Here is a 16,659-nt window from a genome sequence, read left to right as displayed (position 1 = left end):
GTGTGGTGTCCGTGCGGTCAGCGCACGTGGCCGAGGAGGCCGTGCAGCGCGAGGCCGACCGGCCCGGCGACGCCGAGGACGCCGGCCCGCTCGCCGGTGTCCTCCTGGGGCGTCTCGGCCTCGGCCTGCTCGCCGGCCCGGACCGGCGGCTCCGGGTCGGGCTCGGGAAGGGCGTCGCAGACGGCGTCGACCTCGGCGTCGCCCTGGGCGCGGGGGACCTTGCCGGTGGCGAGGTAGGTGGCGAGGTGGTCGTCGAGGCAGTCGTTGCCGCCGAGGGTGACGCCGTGGTTGCCGCCGCCCTGCTCGACGACCAGGCTGGAGCCGCGGACGAGCCGGTGCAGGGCGACCCCGCCCTCGTACGGCGTGGCCGCGTCGTCGGTGGCCTGGAGGATGAGGACCGGCGGCAGCTGGTCGTTGGTGACGTCCGGCGGGGTCAGGGACGCGACCGGCCAGAACGCGCAGGGCGCGTTGTACCAGGCGTTGTTCCAGGTGGAGAAGGGCGCCTTGGCGTGCACGTCCCAGTTGTCCTTGCGCCAGACGTTCCAGTCGCGGGGCCAGCCCGCGTCCCGGCACTGCACGCTCGTGTAGACCGAGTAGCCGTTGTCGGCCGCCGCGTCGGCCTCCCCGTACCGCTCGTACGCCTCCTTGAGCGGTGCCGGGTCGGCGTCGTTGACGTAGGCGGAGAACGCGCCGGCGAGACGGGGCCAGTAGCCGTTGTAGTAGCCGCCGGGCAGGAAGGTGTCCTCCAGCTCGCCCGGTCCGACCTTCCCGCCGGCCGGGGCGTCGCGCAGGGCGTTCCGCATCCGGTACCAGGCGGCCTCGACCGCGGCCGGGTCGGTGCCCAGCTTGTAGACGGTGTCCTGGCGGGCCACCCAGGCCATGAAGTCCTTGTGGCGGGTGTCGAAGGCGTAGTCCTGGGAGATGTTGTCCTCGTACCAGACGCCGTGCGGGTTGACGACGGAGTCGAGCGCCATGCGCCGCACCCGGTCCGGGTAGAGCCGCCCGTAGACCGCGCCCAGGTAGGTGCCGTACGAGTAGCCGAGGTAGTTGAGCTGCGGGGCGCCCAGCGCGGCGCGGATGGAGTCCAGGTCCCGCGCGGTGCTCACGGTGTCGATGTACGGCAGGACGTCGGCGTACTTCTTGCCGCAGGCCTCGGCGAAGGACCGGGCCCGCTCGACCGCCGCCCGCTCGGCCTCCGCCCCGGTGGGCACGGAGTCGGCGCGGACCGGCGCGAAGTGGCCGGGCTTGCAGTCGAGCGCGGGCTCGCTCCGGCCGACCCCGCGCGGGTCGAAGCCGATCACGTCGTACTCGGCGGCCACCTTCGGGGGCAGCGAGGCCGCCACGAAACCGGCCATCGTGCGCCCGCTGCCGCCGGGCCCGCCCGGGTTCACGAGCAGCGGGCCCTGGAAGGTCTTCGCGGTGTGCGGGATCCGGGTGAGGGCCAGGGTGATGCTCCGCCCGGCCGGGTCGTCGTGGTTGAGCGGCACCTTCAGGGTCGCGCACTGGAGCTTCGGGTACGCCTTCGTGGCGCAGCCGGTCCAGGCGAGCGACGGCAGTGGGCGGGGGGCCGGTTCCTCGGCGCCGGCGGGGGCGGCGGGCAGGACGGTGACCGTCCCGGCGACCAGCGCTCCAGCGGCGATCAGCATTCCTGCGCGTGGGGTCATGGGGCCTTTGTGTCCCGTGCGGGCCCCGGCAGGACCTGTTTCGGCCAGAGTTGACCCGAACAGAGGAGGATCCGACGGCGTGTCAGGTGACCGGTCCGATGATCGGAGCGGTCGGCTCAGAGCAGCGTCAGCTGTTCCGGGGCCGCCGCCAGTGCCGGTTCCTCCGGTACGGGGATCCGGCGTGGCGCGCCCCGGTGGGCGGGCCCGATGCCGAACTCGGCGGCGAGTTCGTGCACCTGACGGGTGATCCGGCGCTGGTACCACGTGGGCGCGTAGGCCCCGCCCTCGTACATCCGCTCGTAGCGCCGCACCAGGCCGGGGTGGTGCTCGCGCAGCCAGCCCATGAACCATTCGCGGGCGCCGGGGCGGAGGTGCAGGACGAGCGGGGTGACCGAGCTCGCCCCGGCCTCGGCGATGGCGCGGACCGTCTCGCGGAGCTGCTCGGGCCGGTCGCCGAGGAAGGGCACGACGGGGGCCATCAGGACCCCGCAGTCGATGCCGTGCTCACCGAGGGTGCGGACGACGTCGAGGCGGCGCTGGGGCGAGGGGGTGCCGGGTTCGATCGTCCGCCACAGCTCGCGGTCGGTGAAGCCGACGGAGACGGAGATCCCGACCTCGGTGACCCGGGCGGCCTGGGTGAGGAGCTCGAGGTCGCGCAGGATCAGGGTGCCCTTGGTGAGGATCGAGAACGGGTTGGCCCGGTCGCGCAGGGCCGTGAGGATGCCCGGCATGAGCCGGTAGCGGCCCTCCGCGCGCTGGTAGCAGTCGACGTTGGTGCCCATCGCGATGTGCGCGCCCTGCCAGCGGGCGGAGGCGAGCTGGCGGGCCAGCAGCTCCGGGGCGTTGACCTTGACCACGATCTGGGAGTCGAAGCCGATCCCGGTGTCGAGGTCCAGATAGCTGTGGGTCTTGCGGGCGAAGCAGTACACGCACGCGTGCGTGCAGCCGCGGTAGGGGTTGACCGTCCACTCGAACGGCATCCGGGAGGCGCCCGGCACCCGGTTGAGGATCGAGCGGGCCCGCACCTCGTGGAAGGTGATGCCGCGGAACTCCGGGGTGTCGAAGGTGCGGGTGGTGACCGCCTCCGTACCGAACAGGGCGATGTCGGCGGGCGCTCCCGGGCCGCCCGGGGTGTCGCCCAGATTGTCCCAGCGCATGGACGCCTCCTCGGTGACTGTGCTCGACCGTGCGCCCAGAATAGAACACCTGTTCCCTTGATCGCCGCAACCCGGATTTCGCCCCCCGCACCCCACGTGGTTCGCTTGGCCCACACCCCCGAGGAACCACGAGCTGGAGGAAGTCAATGGCGCAGGTCGAGGCCACCACCGAACGGATCATCGCCGCGGACGCGGAGACGGTGTTCGACGCGCTGGCCGACTACAGCGGCACGCGCGCGAAGCTGCTCCCCGAGCACTTCAGCGAGTACGAGGTGCGCGAGGGCGGCGACGGCGAGGGCACCCTCGTCCACTGGAAGCTCCAGGCCACCAGCAAGCGCGTCCGCGACTGCCTCCTGGAGGTCACCGAGCCCACCGACGGGCAGCTGGTCGAGAAGGACCGCAACTCCTCCATGGTCACCACCTGGACCGTGACCCCCGCCGGCGAGGGCAAGTCCCGCGCGGTCGTCAGCACCGTCTGGAGCGGCGCCGGCGGCATCGGCGGCTTCTTCGAGAAGACCTTCGCGCCCAAGGGCCTCGGTCGGATCTACGACGCCGTCCTCGCCAAGCTGGCGGACGAGGTCGAGAAGTAACGCCCTGAGCGTTCACCGATTCGAGTGGATCGCCCGCGCCCCCGTACCGGAGCCCCCGCGCACCGAGGGGGCGCGGGCCTCCTCGTAAACGCGCTGATGAGCGACCCAAGTGCGCCGTGGCACAGGGGCGTTCGGCCGCCGGAACGCCACTGACCTCCCGTACCGCCCGACTTGCTCCCCCTTCGCGCGCAATGCGAAGAATGGCGCGGCGCAGACGCCGTGACGAGGGGAGCAGTACGTGGGTGCGATCACGCTCGCGAAGGAAGCCGAAGGAGACGCGGAACCGCTCGCCGCGGACGGCCCGCCCGCCGGCCTCGCGCCACCGCCAGGACCCGCCGCCCTCGATCCGCGCCGCGTCCGGCTCGTCTTCTGCGGCCTGATGCTCGCGCTGCTGCTCGCCGCCCTCGAGCAGATGATCGTCGCCACCGCCCTGCCGAAGATCGTCGGCGAACTCCAGGGCCTGGACCGGATGTCCTGGGCGATCACCGCCTACCTGCTGACCTCCACCATCGGCCTGCCCATCTACGGAAAGCTCGGCGACCTCCTCGGCCGCAAGGGCGTCTTCCTCTTCGCCATCGTCGTCTTCGTCATCGGCTCCGGACTCGCCGGCTGGTCACGGTCGATGGACGAGCTCATCGCCTTCCGCGCGATCCAGGGCGCCGGCGCCGGCGGCCTCATGATCGGCGTCCAGGCGATCATCGCCGACATCGTCCCCGCCCGTGAACGCGGCCGGTACATGGGCCTGATCGGCGCCGCGTTCGGCCTCGCCTCCGTCGCCGGACCCCTGCTCGGCGGCTTCTTCACCGACCACGTCTCCTGGCGCTGGTGCTTCTACTTCAACGTGCCCTTCGGGCTCGTCACCCTCGCCGTCGTCGCCGCCGTCCTCAAGCTCCCCAAGCCCGCGGCACGCGCGCGCTTCGACGTCCTCGGCGCCCTGCTCCTCGCCGCCGCCTCCACCTGCCTCGTCCTGCTGACCAGTTGGGGCGGCACCGAGTACGCCTGGGACTCCAGGGTCGTCCTCGCCCTGGCGGGCGGAGCCGCCGCGGCCACCGCGCTCTTCCTGGTCGTCGAGCACTTCGCGCCCGAACCCCTCATCCCGCTGCGGCTGTTCCGCGACTCCGTCTTCACCGTCACCGCCCTCGTCGGCGCCGTCGTCGGCATCGCCCTCTTCGGCGCCGCCAGTTACCTGCCCAGCTTCCTGCAGATGGTCGAGGGAGCCAGCGCCACCGAGTCCGGCCTCCTGATGCTGCCGCTGATGGGCGGCATCGTCATCGCCTCGGTCGTCTCCGGCCAGCTCATCAGCCGCACCGGCCACTACAAGATCTACCCGGTGATCGGCGGCGCCGTCTCCGTCCTCGGCATGTGGCTGCTCTCCCGCATGGACACCGACACCCCGCGCCTCCAGCACAGCCTCTGGCAGGCCGTCCTCGGCACCGGCATCGGACTCGTCATGCCGGTCCTCGTGCTCGCCGTGCAGAACTCCGTGCGCCCGGCCGACCTCGGCACCGCCACCAGCGCCCACAACTACTTCCGCCAGATCGGCGGCAGCGTCGGCGCCGCCGTCTTCGGCACCCTCTTCGCCTCCCGGCTCGACGACGCGCTCGGCGACCGGCTCGCCGGCGTCCTCTCCCAGGGCGGCCCGGTGACACCGCCGCCCGCCGAGTCGATCACCCCGGGGACCGTCCACACCCTGCCGCCGGCGCTCCGCGACGCGTACGTCCAGGCGTACGCGGACGCGATGCCGCGGATCTTCCTCTACCTCGTGCCGGTCCTCGTGCTCGGCCTCGTCCTCGCCTTCTTCCTCAAGGAGAAACCGCTGGTGTCCCACCACAGCCCGCTCACCGAGGCCACCGAGGCCACGCACGCCGACGCCTTCGGCGGCGCCCAGGCGGTCCCGCACGCCCGCCACGCGGCCCCCGCGCAGACCACCGCCGTGGCCCTGCCGCACACCGGAGTGCCGGTCTGCGGAGCCGTCCAGCACCACGACGGCAGCCGGGTGCCCCGGGCCGCCCTCACCCTCATCGACGTCCAGGGCCGGCAGGTCGGCCGCGGCGCCAGCGGCGAGGACGGCCGCTACGCGCTGAGCGTGCCTGACCGGGGCTCGTACGTCCTCATCGCGGCGGCCGGCGGACACCAGCCGCAGGCCGTCTCCGTCACCGTCGGCGACCGGCCGGTGGAACTCGACGTCGTCCTCGGCGGCGCCGGACGGCTCGCCGGCAGCGTCGTCACCGCCGACGGCACCCCGGTCAGGGACGCGGCCGTCACCCTCACCGACGTGCGCGGCGAGGTCGTCGCCTCCACCCGCAGCGGACGCGAGGGCGGCTACGTCATCGGCGAGCTCGTCGCGGGCGAGTACACGCTCGCCGCCAGCGCCCCCGCCTTCCGTCCCGCCGCGCTCCCGGTCAGCGTCCAGGCGTCCCGCGAGACCCGCCAGGACATCGAACTGGCCGGCGGCGCGGTGCTGCGCGGCACGGTACGGGCCGGCGGCGGGCGCCCCGTCGAGGACGCCCGGGTGACCCTGCTCGACGCGGCCGGGAACGTCGTCGACACCCTCACCACCGGGCCCGACGGCACGTTCCGCTTCGTGGACCTGTCCTCCGGCGAGTACACGGTCATCGCCGCCGGGTACCCGCCCGTCGCCACCGTCCTCCAGATGGCCGGCGGAGGCCGCACCGAACGCGACCTCCAGCTCGGCCACCAGGACTGACCGCCGGCCGGCTCAGGAGGTGGTCGTCGCCTTGCGCAGCGCGCTGATGCAGGTGCCGATCGCCTCCTGGAGGGCTTCGAGGCGCTGGAGCATGTCCGCCTCGTAGATGTCCTCCTCCATCACCTCGTCGAGGGTGAGCTCCTCGAAGACCTTCGTCGCCTTCTGCAGGCTGTTGTAGAACTTCGTCCGGCGCTCCTGGACGCGCAGCGCCGGGTCCTCCTCGACCGCCTTGGCGACCAGGCCCTTCACGGTGTCGTAGGCCTCGCCGGCCCACTCGCCGGCCTCCTCCGAGTCGTCGAGCTCGTCGAGGAGCGACAGGTGCCGCTCGGCCTCGGCGCGCAGCTCGGGCGGCGCCTCGACGGTCTGCCCGGCGGGCGTCTTGATCTGGCCGTTCTCGACGATCTGGCGAACGTAACCGATGCGGTCGGCCGCCTTCGCCTCGCTCGCCACCGCCTTCTTCAGGTCGTCGGTCCTGGCGATCGCGCGGGCCATCTCCGTCTGGAGGGCCGGGTCCTCCTTCATCCGGTCGAGCAGCGCGCCGCGCGCGGCCTCCGCCGTGCCCGGGTCGGCGAGGATCGCCGCCCGCAGGGCCGTCGGGTTCTCCGCGACCTCCAGCGCCTTCGTCGGCCGGATGCCCTCCGCCTCGGCCGCGGCGGTGATCGCCTGGCCGCGCACCGAGGAGGCGCTGTTGCGGGAGGTGTAGTACGACAGCCAGACGTCCGCCTCGGGCAGCTCGATGTCCTCGCCGGGCACCAGCACCTCGAACTGCGGGACCAGACCGTCGTCGGCCGCCATGTCCCAGGCCTTGTAGTAGCGCATGACCCGCTCCGGCGAGCAGCCGGCGAGCCGGGCGAACGCCTTCGCCGAGACCTTCGTCCGCGCCGTGCCCTCGGCCGCCTGGCCGCCGGGCCGCACGCTCCGGGCCACCTTGAGCGCGAACGCCCAGCCGCCGGTCCGCGCGTACACCCCGAAGTCATGGGCGTCACGGACGACGACGGGGTCGTGCTCGTCGTCGCCGTGGCCGTCCGCGTCGTCGTCCTGCTCAAGCTCGCCCTCCTGGGCGGCCCGCACGTCCTGCGGCTCGGGGGCCGACGGCACCCAGAACTCCGGCTCCTCCGCCATGACGGGCGCGACGGCGTCGACGGGCTCGGCGGACGCGAGAGCCTCGACGGCCTCGACGGGTGCGGTTTCGGACGGGGTGAAGGCGATGGTCACCGAAAGCTCTCCGGAAGGTCGGGTACGACAACTGACCCAGCCTATACGCACCCGTTGGCGATGTTTCGCCCTATTCGGGGCGGAGTTAATCACTGGCGGGAAGGGCACACCGGTGGGCAGCATGCCCCCATGACTCACGGAATCGAGCTCCACCCCGCGCGTTGAGCGCCCCCCACGAGCGCCCGACGCTCGCACCCGCCCTGTACGCGTACGCCCGGGACCTCCGGAGCACCGCGCCCGACGCGCCCCTGCCACGCCGCGGCCTCCCGCTGCCCGAGCACGCCCGTACCCCGCGCGTGCCCCACGAGGGCCCCGAGCTTCCCGAGGCCCTCGACGTCGTCACCGACCTCGTCAGGCCCTTCCTGGACACCCCGGACCCCGAGCGCGCCGCCGCCGAGGTGGAGCGCCTGCTCGCCGGTACGGGGATCGGGGACCGTGTCGTCCTCGCGGGCGTCAAGGCCGTCGACCTCCCCCCGGCGGAGGACCCCGCCGCCCGCGACCGGGCCCGCGCGCTCGCGCGGTGCCTGACCAGGGGCGGCACGACCCTCGCGGCCGTGACCGCCGGACTCGGACTGCTCGCCCGGCTCGGCGGGCCCGAGGACGTCCCCTACCTGCGCACCCTCGGTCTCCTCCAAGGACTCGGCCTGCACGTCGTGCGGACCCTGATGCCCCTGGACAGACAGGCCGCCGCCGTGGTCTGGCTCGTCCACCGGGCCAGGGCGGACGCGCTGCGGGAGCTGGTCGACGCCCTGGCCCGCGGGGACGACACGGCCGCCCGCGAGCGGCTGCGGGACCTGCCGGCCTCGCCCCGGGACCTGGGCTCCGAACACGCGTGGCGCATCGCGGAGGCCGTCGGACTGCCGGAGCTCCTGCGGCGGGAACCGGACGATCCCGGGCTCCTCGAACTGGCGCTGCGCCTGCTCACCCGCATGTCGGGCAGCCGCGGCTACGAGCACGCGGTCCTCGCGTACGGGGAAGCCGTCGCGCTCGTCGAGACCGTGGCGGCCCGCGCCCACGAGCTGCCCCCGCTCCTCGGCCACCAGGCCGGCCTCGTCTCGCTCGCGCTCGACCTGCACAGCGGCGCCGCGCACCTGCTGCCCTGGCCGCCCGGCCGTCGCCGGGCCGTGACGGCCCTGCTCCTGGCCGCCGTCGGGGACCCGGGCGCCCCGCCCGACCGGGCAGGGCGGCGGCGCGCCGACTGGGTCCGCCGTACGGCACGGGAGCTCCGCGCGGCCGTGCCCGACGCGCCATCGGCGGAGCCCCGGCTGCGGATCGAGGTCGCCGTCGCCGACCCCGGAGACCCGGATGTCGTCGAGACCCGGTTGCTCGTCGACGGGCGCCCGCTCGTCCCGGAGGTCTTCGGCCGCGGGCCCGCCGGGCCGCCCGAGCGGCTCCTCGCCGGCGGAGCGCTGCGGGCCGGCCCCGAGCCGAAGGAGGTGCGCCTCGCCGAGGCGTACTGCACCGAAGGCTGCTGCGGCGCCCTGTACGTCACCGTGCGGCGCGAGGGCGGGCACGTCGTCTGGGACGGCTGGCGGCGGCCCGGCACACCGCCGGGGCTGCCGCCGGCGCCCGGCGCGTACCGCTTCGACGCGGAGGCGTACGACGCCGAGATCGCCCGCGCCGAACGGGACCGGAGCTGGATGTGGCCGGCCCGCGAGACGGCCTGGCTGATCGGCGCGGGGCTGCGCGAGCGGCCGGAACTGCTCGGCCGGTGGGGACTGCGACGCGGGTGGATCTCCACCGACTTCCAGGTGCCGGACACCACGGTCGTCAGCTTCCTGGGGCCGTCCCCGGCCGCCGACGGCGCCGCCGGTACGGAGCGGCTCGACCACCAGTACCTCTGGTGCCTCCCGGACGACGGCACTCCGCCCGGGGAGCAGGCCGCGCGGGCCCTGCGCCGCCTGGCCGAGGGCGACCCGCGGGACTATCCGGAACTGCGGGGATGAGGCGTACCGCCGTCCGGTGGGCGTCATTGGTCCACTCCAACGGAGGTTATCCACAGGGGTGGTAGGGCCGCCGGGCGGCGCGTACGGTGCCAGGCATGAAGATCCTCATCAGCGCCGACATGGAGGGCGCCACGGGCGTGACCTGGCCCGCCGACGTGCTGCCCGGCACGCCCCAGTGGGAGCGGTGCCGCGCGATGTTCACGTCCGACGTGAACGCGGCGGTGCTCGGCTTCTTCGACGGCGGCGCCGACGAGGTCCTGATCAACGAGGCGCACTGGTCCATGCGGAACCTGCTCCTGGAGCGGCTCGACGAGCGGGCCGAGATGCTCACGGGCCGGCACAAGTCCCTCTCGATGGTCGAGGGCGTGCAGCACGGGGACGTCGACGGCATCGCCTTCGTCGGCTACCACACCGGCGCCGGCACCGAGGGCGTCCTCGCGCACACCTACCTCGCGAACTCCATCACGGGCGTCTGGCTCAACGGCGTCCGCGCGAGCGAGGGCCTGCTCAACGCCCATGTGGTCGCGGAGTACGGAGTGCCGGTCGTCCTCGTCACCGGCGACGACCTGACCTGCGAGGACGCCCTCGGATACGCGCCGGAGGCACCCAAGGTGGCCGTCAAGGACCACGTCTCGCGGTACGCGGCGGTGTGCCGCCCCCCGGCCAGGACCGCCGCCGACATCCGGGCGGCCGCGAAGGCCGCCGCCGCGCTCGCGGTCCGTCACGAACCGGTCAGAGGCGGGCCCTTCACGGTGGAGCTGGAGTTCGACGCCGAGCATCTGGGCGCGGCCGCCACGGTGGTTCCCGGCGTGGTGCGGAGCGGCGAGCGGCGCGTCGCCTACACCAGCGAGACGATGTACGAGGCAATTCGCACGTTCAAGGCGGTCACGACCATCGTCTCGGCCGCGGTGGAGGAGCAGTATGGCTGAGGAGGTCCGGGGCCCGGACACGACGGCGCTCGACGAGGTGGTCACCTTCACCTCCGAGCTCATCCGCATCGACACCACCAACCGCGGCGGCGGCGACTGCCGGGAGCGGCCCGCCGCCGAGTACGCGGCCGAGCGGCTCGCCGCCGCCGGCATCGAACCCACGCTCCTGGAGCGCACCCCCGGCCGCACCAACGTCGTGGCGCGCATCCCCGGCACCGACCCCTCGGCCGACGCGCTCCTCGTCCACGGCCATCTGGACGTGGTCCCCGCCGACCCCGCCGAATGGTCCGTGCACCCCTTCTCCGGCGAGGTACGCGACGGGGTCGTCTGGGGGCGCGGCGCCGTCGACATGAAGAACATGGACGCGATGGTCCTGGCCGTCGTCCGCTCCTGGGCCCGCCAGGGAATCCGGCCGCGCCGCGACATCGTCCTCGCCTACACCGCCGACGAGGAGGCCAGCGCGGAGGACGGCTCCGGCTTCCTCGTCGAACGGCACGCCGGCCTCTTCGAGGGCTGCACGGAGGGCATCAGCGAATCCGGCGCGTTCAGCTTCCACCCCACCCCCGGCACCACCCTCTACCCGATCGCGGCGGGGGAGCGCGGCACCGCCTGGCTCAAGCTCACCGCGCGCGGCCGGGCCGGCCACGGCTCCAAGGTGAACACGGCGAACGCCGTCACCCGCCTCGCCTCCGCCGTCGCCCGGATCGGCGCGCACACCTGGCCGGTCCGCGTCACCACCACCGTCCGCGCCGCCCTCACCGAACTCGCCGCGCTGTACGGCATCGAGATCGACACCACCGCGCGCGACCTCGACGTGGACCTGCTCCTCGACAAGCTCGGACCCGCCGCCGCCGTCGTGCAGTCGACCGTCCGCAACAGCGCCAACCCGACGATGCTCGAAGCCGGTTACAAGGTCAACGTCATCCCGGGCGAGGCCGTCGCGTACATCGACGGGCGGATGCTGCCGGGCACGGAGGAGGAGTTCGCGGCGACCATGGACCGGCTCACCGGGCCCGACGTGGACTGGGAGTTCCACCACCGCGAAGTGCCCCTGGAGGCGCCGGTCGGCTCGGCGACCTTCGCCAAGCTGCGCGCCGCCGTCGAGCGCTTCGACCCGGCGGGACACGTCGTGCCGTACACGATGTCCGGCGGCACCGACGCCAAGCAGTTCTCCCGGCTCGGGATCACCGGCTACGGCTTCTCGCCGCTCAAGCTGCCCCCGGACCTCGACTACGGCGCCCTCTTCCACGGCGTCGACGAGCGCGTCCCGGTGGACGCCCTGCACTTCGGCGTCCGGGTGCTCGACCACTATCTGAAGACCGCGTAGGGCGGGGGACAGGACCTGTGACAGGGGGAGACGAGATGGAGCCGACCACGGCCGCCTACGGCAGCTGGCCGTCACCCGTCGACGCGGAGCTCGCCGCCGCGCACGACGGCCGCCCCGAATACCTCGGCGCCGTCGGCGACGAGCTGTGGTGGACCGCGCCCCGCCCCGCCGAGGGCGGCCGGCGCGCCCTCGTCCGGCGGCGCGCCGACGGCACCGAGGACACCGTGCTGCCGGCGCCGTGGAACGTCCGCAGCCGCGTCGTCGAGTACGGCGGACAGCCCTGGGCCGCGCTCGCCCGCCCCACCGGCGGCCCGCTCGTCGTCTTCTGCCACTTCCCCGACCAGCGGCTGTACGCCTACGAACCCGACGCCGGGCCCGGCGCGGAGCCGCGGCCCCTCACGCCCGTCTCGACGACCGGCGACGGACTGCGCTGGGTGGACCCGGTCGTCAGGCCGGAGTCCGGCGAGGTGTGGTGCGTCCTGGAGGAGTTCACCGGACCCGCACCCACCGATGTCCGCAGGGTGCTCGCGGCCGTGCCGCTCGACGGCTCGGCCGCCCACGACCGCACGGCCGTGCGCGAACTCTCCGACGCGCGCCACCGGTTCGTCACAGGACCCCGGATCTCGCCGGACGGCGAACGGGTCGCCTGGCTTGCCTGGGACCACCCCCGGATGCCCTGGGACGGCACCGAGGTCCTGATCGCCGACATCGCCCCCGACGGCACCTTCCGGGACGTCAGGGCCGTCGCCGGCGGGCCCGCCGAGTCGATCCCGCAGGTCGGCTGGGACGCGGCCGGACGCCTCCTCCTCGTCAGCGACCGCACCGGCTGGTGGAACCTCTACCGGGCGGACTTCGACGCCGACGGAGCCCTCGGCACGCCCGTCGCCCTCTGCCCGCGCGCCGAGGAGTTCGGCGGCCCGCTCTGGAAGATCGGGCTCAGCTGGTTCACGCCCCTGGAGAACGGGCTCATCGCCGTCGTCCACGGCAAGGGCACCACCGCCCTCGGCATCCTCGACCCCGGCAGCGGCACCCTCGCCGACGCCCCCGGACCCTGGACCGAATGGGCCTCGACCCTCGCCGCGCACGGCACCCGGGTGGTCGGCGTCGCCGCGGGACCGCACAGCTCCTACGAACTCGTCGAGGTCGACACCCGCACCGGCCGCTCCCGGGTGGTCGGCGCCGCGCACACGGACGCCGTCGACCCCGCGTACTACCCCGAACCCCGTATCCGTACCTTCACCGGACCCGGCGGGCGCGAGATCCACGCGCAGGTCCACCCGCCCCGCAACCCCGGCTTCACCGGACCCGCCGGCGAACGGCCGCCCTACGTGATCTGGGCGCACGGCGGACCCACCGGCCACGCCCCGCTCGTCCTCGACCTGGAGATCGCCTACTTCACCTCGCGGGGCATCGGCGTCGCCGAGGTCAACTACGGCGGCTCGACCGGCTACGGACGGGAGTACCGGAACCGGCTGCGCGAACAGTGGGGAGTCGTCGACGTCGAGGACTGCGCCGCCGTGGCCGCCGCGCTCGCCGCCGAGGGCACGGCCGACCCCGCCCGCCTCGCCGTCCGGGGCGGCAGCGCCGGCGGCTGGACGGCGGCGGCCTCCCTCGTCGGCACCGACGTGTACGCCTGCGGCACGATCATCTACCCCGTCCTCGACCTGCGGGCCTGGGCGACCGGCGAGACCCACGACTTCGAGTCCCAGTACCTCCACGGACTCGTCGGCCCCCTCGACGAGGTACCCGCCCGCTACAAGGAACGCTCGCCCGTCGAGCACGTCGACCGGGTCACCGCCCCCTTCCTGCTGCTCCAGGGACTCGACGACGTCATCTGCCCGCCCGCCCAGGCCGAGCGCCTCCTCGCCCGCGCGGCGGGCCGGGGCGTCCCGCACGCGTACCTCGCCTTCGAGGGGGAGGGGCACGGCTTCCGCAGGGCGGACACCCTGATCCGGGCCCTGGAGGCCGAACTCGACCTGTACGTGAGGACCTTCGGCATCAGCCGCACGGACGTACCCGCCCTGGAGTACCGCACATGAGCACCACCGCCCCGCACGCCCCCCTCGAACCCCTGGCCCGCGCCGAGCGACTCCGCCCCGGCGCCCGGGTCGCCGTCGTCGCCCCCAGCGGACCCATACCCGAGGACCGCCTCCGGGCCGGCCTCGACATCCTGCGCGGCTGGGACCTGGACCCCGTCGTCGCCCCGCACGTCCTGGACGCCCACCCCACCCTCGGCCACCTCGCCGGCGAGGACCGGGCACGCGCCCGCGACCTCACCGAGGCCTGGTGCGACCCCACCGTCTCCGCCGTGATCTGCGCCCGCGGCGGATTCGGAGTCCAGCGCATGGTCGACCTCGTCGACTGGCGGGCGATCGCAGCGGCCGGACCCAAGGCCTTCGTCGGCTACAGCGACGCCACCGCCCTCCACGAGGCCTTCGCCGCCCGCGCCGGCCTCGCCACCCTGCACGGCCCGATGATCGCCGCCGGCACCTTCCTCTCGGACCCGCTCACCCAGGAGTCCCTGCGGGCCACCCTGTTCGAACCCGAGACCGTCCGCGTCCTCGGCCTCGACACGGCACGGGCCCTGGCACCGGGCCGCGCCCGGGGCGTCACCCTCGGCGGCTGCGCCAGCCTCCTCGCCGCCGACCTCGCCACCCCGCACGCCCGGACCTCGGCCCGCGGCGGGCTGCTGCTCCTGGAGGACGTCGGCGAGGAACCGTACCGGCTCGACCGGGTCCTCACCCAGCTCCTCCGCTCCGGCCTCCTCGACGGGATCACCGGCATCGCCCTCGGCTCCTGGGTGGACTGCGGACCCTACGAGGAGGTGCGGGCCGTCCTCGCCGACCGGCTCGGCGGACTCGGCGTCCCCGTCGTCGAGGAACTGGGCTTCGGCCACAGCACCACGGCCCTGACCGTCCCGCTCGGCGTCCCCGCCGTTCTCGACGCGGAGTCGTGCACGCTGACGATGGAGGTGCCGGCGCTGCGGTGAACCCCTCCCGAACCGGCGCGGGCCCGCGCCGGCTGGTCGCCGACGCGGGCCCGGGTGGGTGCGGGGAGGGGGCGGCTAGAGCGCCGCGTACCCCGGGCGGACGATCTCGTCGATCAGCCGCCGGCGCTCCGGGAGCGGCAGGAACGCGGCCTCCAGGGCGGCGACCGTGAACTCCTCGAAGACCTCGGGGCCGTACCCGAACGCGTCCACCATGTGCTGGAACTCCTCGCTCATGGTGGTGCCGGAGACGAGGCGGTTGTCGGTGTTCAGGGTGATCCGGAAGCCGAGCCGGCGCAGCTCGTCGATCGGGTGCGAGGCGTAGTCCTTCGCCGCGCCCGTCTGCAGGTTGGAGGTCGGGCAGACCTCCAGCGCGATGCGGTTGTCGCGGACGTACGAGGCCAGCCGGCCCAGCGTGCCGTCCTCGGCGATGTCGTCCGTGATCCGCACGCCGTGCCCGATCCGCTCGGTGCCGCAGACCTGCACGGCCTCGTGGATCGACTCCGCGCCGACCGCCTCGCCGGCGTGGATCGTGAAGTGGCAGTTCTCCCGCTTCAGGTGCTGGAAGGCGGGCAGGTGGCGGGCCGGCGGGTTGCCGATCTCGCCGCCGGCTATGTCGAAGCCCGCCACGCCCTTGTCCCGGTGCGCGACCGTCAGCTCCGCGATCTCCAGCGACCGGTCCGTGTGCCGCATGCCGGTCAGCAGCGTGCGGACCGTGATCCGGCCGCCGGTGCGGCGCTCGCCCTCGCGGAAGCCGTCGTTGACCGCCTCGACGACCTCGTCCAGGGTCAGCCCGCCGGCGAGATGCTGCTCGGGGGCGTAGCGGATCTCCGCGTACACCACCCCGTCCGCCGCCAGGTCCTCGGCGCACTCGGCCGCGATGCGCTCCAGCGCCTCGCGGGTCTGCATGACCGCGCACGTGTGGGCGAAGGTCTCCAGGTACCGCTCCAGCGACCCGGAGTCGGCGGCGTCACGGAACCACACGGCGAGTGCGGCCGGGTCCTCCGTGGGCAGCGCGGTGTAGCCGCACTCCCGCGCCAGTTCCACGATCGTCGCGGGGCGCAGTCCACCGTCGAGGTGGTCGTGGAGGACGGCCTTGGGGGCCCGGCGGATCCACTCGGAAACGGTGGCGTCGGCAGGCGTGGCAGGGTTGTCAGACAAGTGCATGGCCGGGAAGTGTACGCCACGGCGGGGGCGGGTGCTGTGACGGCCGCGACAAGGGGGCGTGGGCGGGCCGGGGGCAAGGGGCGTGGGCGGCCGCGACGAGGGGCCGCGGGCGGCCGGGCGTCCGCTCAGTGCGACTGGAGCACCGGCAGCGCGGGCGTGCCCGTCGGGAGCATGTGCTTCGCGGCCAGGATCGGGGTCTCGCCGACCCGGACGACCTGGGTGACCAGGACCGCGGGGGTGTCCGCCGGGCGGCCGAGCTGCTCGCCGCGCCGCCGCCCGAGGAGGGTCGCCGTGATGCCGCTGTGGGCGCTGAGCGCGGTCTCGCGGGAGGCGCTGATGAGGACCGCGAGCATGGAGACCGCCGGGGCGTCCGGGTCCGCGGCCCGCAGGGCGCGGGCGAAGTCCGGGTGGACGCGGGCGAGGAGCTCGTCCGGGGCGGCCCATTCGTGCAGGAGGGCGGTGGTGGCGCCGTCGCCGGTGAGCAGGGACTCCCAGAAGCGGAGTTCCGCGCGGGCGGGGGCGAGGAGGTGCTGGGTGGTGAAGTCGGTGGGTTCCTCGAGGGTGCGCAGGAGGGCGCGGACGCGCAGCGGGGCGCCGGCGCCGATGAGCTCCTCCAGGGGTTGGAGGTGCTCGAAGCCGCGCCGCGGCGGGCGGTCGTTGACCGTGCGGCCGACTCCTCGGCGGACGGTCAGGACGCCGTCCTCCTGGAGTAGCAGGAGGGCCTCGCGGAGGGCGGGCCGGCTGACGCCGAGCTCGGCGGCGAGCTTGGGTTCGGAGGGGAGGGTCGAGCCCGGCGGGTAGGTGCCGTCGTGGACGGCGTCCGCGATGCGCTCGTAGAGCGCCACGACCGGTCGCCGCCGCTGTCCGCTGACCGCCACGGCTCCTCCTCGTCTCGTACCGGCCCTGGTCTCCGCCGGTGTCCGGCACCCACGGTAGCGGGCCTCGTTGTCTGACAAGTCACCCGTACGGCT

The 16,659-nt window shown here is 74.1% G+C and carries 12 protein-coding genes; 7 read left to right on the top strand and 5 right to left on the bottom strand.

Annotated features, from left to right (window positions below; translation table 11 throughout):
* Nucleotides 1-17: 17 nt before the first annotated feature.
* Complete coding sequence (locus ACZ7G1_RS08425) at nucleotides 18-1,664, bottom strand: alpha/beta hydrolase (RefSeq protein ID WP_470873521.1); 1,647 nt, start codon at nucleotides 1,662-1,664, stop codon at nucleotides 18-20.
* A gap of 116 nt (nucleotides 1,665-1,780) precedes the next feature.
* A complete protein-coding gene (locus ACZ7G1_RS08420; RefSeq protein ID WP_470873522.1) occupies nucleotides 1,781-2,821 on the bottom strand; it encodes an Rv2578c family radical SAM protein in 1,041 nt (346 codons plus the stop codon).
* Between the two features lie 146 nt (nucleotides 2,822-2,967).
* On the opposite strand from ACZ7G1_RS08420, the gene ACZ7G1_RS08415 reads away from it, so the two are divergent.
* The gene (locus ACZ7G1_RS08415) at nucleotides 2,968-3,411 is read left to right on the top strand and encodes an SRPBCC family protein (protein ID WP_470873524.1); all 444 of its coding nucleotides are present in this window, start codon (nucleotides 2,968-2,970) and stop codon (nucleotides 3,409-3,411) included.
* 238 nt (nucleotides 3,412-3,649) lie between these two features.
* Entirely contained in the window at nucleotides 3,650-6,118 is a 2,469-nt protein-coding gene (locus ACZ7G1_RS08410; protein WP_470873525.1) for an MFS transporter, read from the top strand.
* Nucleotides 6,119-6,130: 12 nt separating this feature from the next.
* On the opposite strand, the gene ACZ7G1_RS08405 is transcribed toward ACZ7G1_RS08410, so the two are convergent.
* Nucleotides 6,131-7,333 carry a hypothetical protein gene (locus ACZ7G1_RS08405; protein ID WP_470873527.1) on the bottom strand — a complete coding sequence of 401 codons (1,203 nt, stop codon included), beginning with the start codon at nucleotides 7,331-7,333 and terminating at the stop codon, nucleotides 6,131-6,133.
* Between the two features lie 161 nt (nucleotides 7,334-7,494).
* On the opposite strand from ACZ7G1_RS08405, the gene ACZ7G1_RS08400 reads away from it, so the two are divergent.
* From ACZ7G1_RS08400 to ACZ7G1_RS08380, 5 genes are all read left to right on the top strand, one after another.
* Nucleotides 7,495-9,279, top strand: coding sequence for a hypothetical protein (locus tag ACZ7G1_RS08400; protein ID WP_470873528.1), 1,785 nt, complete (start codon nucleotides 7,495-7,497; stop codon nucleotides 9,277-9,279).
* A gap of 95 nt (nucleotides 9,280-9,374) precedes the next feature.
* Complete coding sequence (locus tag ACZ7G1_RS08395) at nucleotides 9,375-10,208, top strand: M55 family metallopeptidase (protein WP_470873529.1); 834 nt, start codon at nucleotides 9,375-9,377, stop codon at nucleotides 10,206-10,208.
* Entirely contained in the window at nucleotides 10,201-11,535 is a 1,335-nt protein-coding gene (locus tag ACZ7G1_RS08390) for a M20/M25/M40 family metallo-hydrolase (RefSeq protein WP_470873530.1), read from the top strand. The genes ACZ7G1_RS08395 and ACZ7G1_RS08390 overlap by 8 nt, the downstream gene beginning before the upstream one ends.
* A gap of 35 nt (nucleotides 11,536-11,570) precedes the next feature.
* Nucleotides 11,571-13,574, top strand: coding sequence for a S9 family peptidase (locus ACZ7G1_RS08385; RefSeq protein WP_470873531.1), 2,004 nt, complete (start codon nucleotides 11,571-11,573; stop codon nucleotides 13,572-13,574).
* Complete coding sequence (locus ACZ7G1_RS08380) at nucleotides 13,571-14,524, top strand: S66 peptidase family protein (protein ID WP_470873533.1); 954 nt, start codon at nucleotides 13,571-13,573, stop codon at nucleotides 14,522-14,524. The genes ACZ7G1_RS08385 and ACZ7G1_RS08380 overlap by 4 nt, the downstream gene beginning before the upstream one ends.
* A 75-nt stretch (nucleotides 14,525-14,599) precedes the next feature.
* Here the strand turns inward: ACZ7G1_RS08380 and ACZ7G1_RS08375 are convergent, their stop codons facing one another.
* Both ACZ7G1_RS08375 and ACZ7G1_RS08370 read right to left on the bottom strand, forming a co-directional pair.
* Nucleotides 14,600-15,688 carry an adenosine deaminase gene (locus tag ACZ7G1_RS08375; protein ID WP_470873534.1) on the bottom strand — a complete coding sequence of 363 codons (1,089 nt, stop codon included), beginning with the start codon at nucleotides 15,686-15,688 and terminating at the stop codon, nucleotides 14,600-14,602.
* A gap of 125 nt (nucleotides 15,689-15,813) precedes the next feature.
* On the bottom strand, nucleotides 15,814-16,566 hold the full coding sequence (locus tag ACZ7G1_RS08370) for a GntR family transcriptional regulator (RefSeq protein ID WP_470873535.1): 753 nt from the start codon (nucleotides 16,564-16,566) through the stop codon (nucleotides 15,814-15,816).
* Between the last annotated feature and the right edge of the window lie 93 nt (nucleotides 16,567-16,659).

Source organism: Streptomyces sp. NPDC037273, assembly GCF_055603625.1.
The sequence above is the reverse complement of the archived record's forward strand: the minus strand, read 5'-3'. Positions and strand labels throughout refer to the sequence as shown.

Excerpts from the sequence above, each read along its gene's own strand:
- ACZ7G1_RS08425 (WP_470873521.1), bottom strand. The coding sequence starts at position 1,664 with ATGACCCCACGCGCAGGAATGCTGATCGCCGCTGGAGCGCTGGTCGCC.
- ACZ7G1_RS08420 (WP_470873522.1), bottom strand. The coding sequence starts at position 2,821 with ATGCGCTGGGACAATCTGGGCGACACCCCGGGCGGCCCGGGAGCGCCC.
- ACZ7G1_RS08390 (WP_470873530.1), top strand. The coding sequence starts at position 10,201 with ATGGCTGAGGAGGTCCGGGGCCCGGACACGACGGCGCTCGACGAGGTG.
- ACZ7G1_RS08395 (WP_470873529.1), top strand. The coding sequence starts at position 9,375 with ATGAAGATCCTCATCAGCGCCGACATGGAGGGCGCCACGGGCGTGACC.
- ACZ7G1_RS08415 (WP_470873524.1), top strand. The coding sequence starts at position 2,968 with ATGGCGCAGGTCGAGGCCACCACCGAACGGATCATCGCCGCGGACGCG.
- ACZ7G1_RS08380 (WP_470873533.1), top strand. The coding sequence starts at position 13,571 with ATGAGCACCACCGCCCCGCACGCCCCCCTCGAACCCCTGGCCCGCGCC.
- ACZ7G1_RS08375 (WP_470873534.1), bottom strand. The coding sequence starts at position 15,688 with ATGCACTTGTCTGACAACCCTGCCACGCCTGCCGACGCCACCGTTTCC.
- ACZ7G1_RS08385 (WP_470873531.1), top strand. The coding sequence starts at position 11,571 with ATGGAGCCGACCACGGCCGCCTACGGCAGCTGGCCGTCACCCGTCGAC.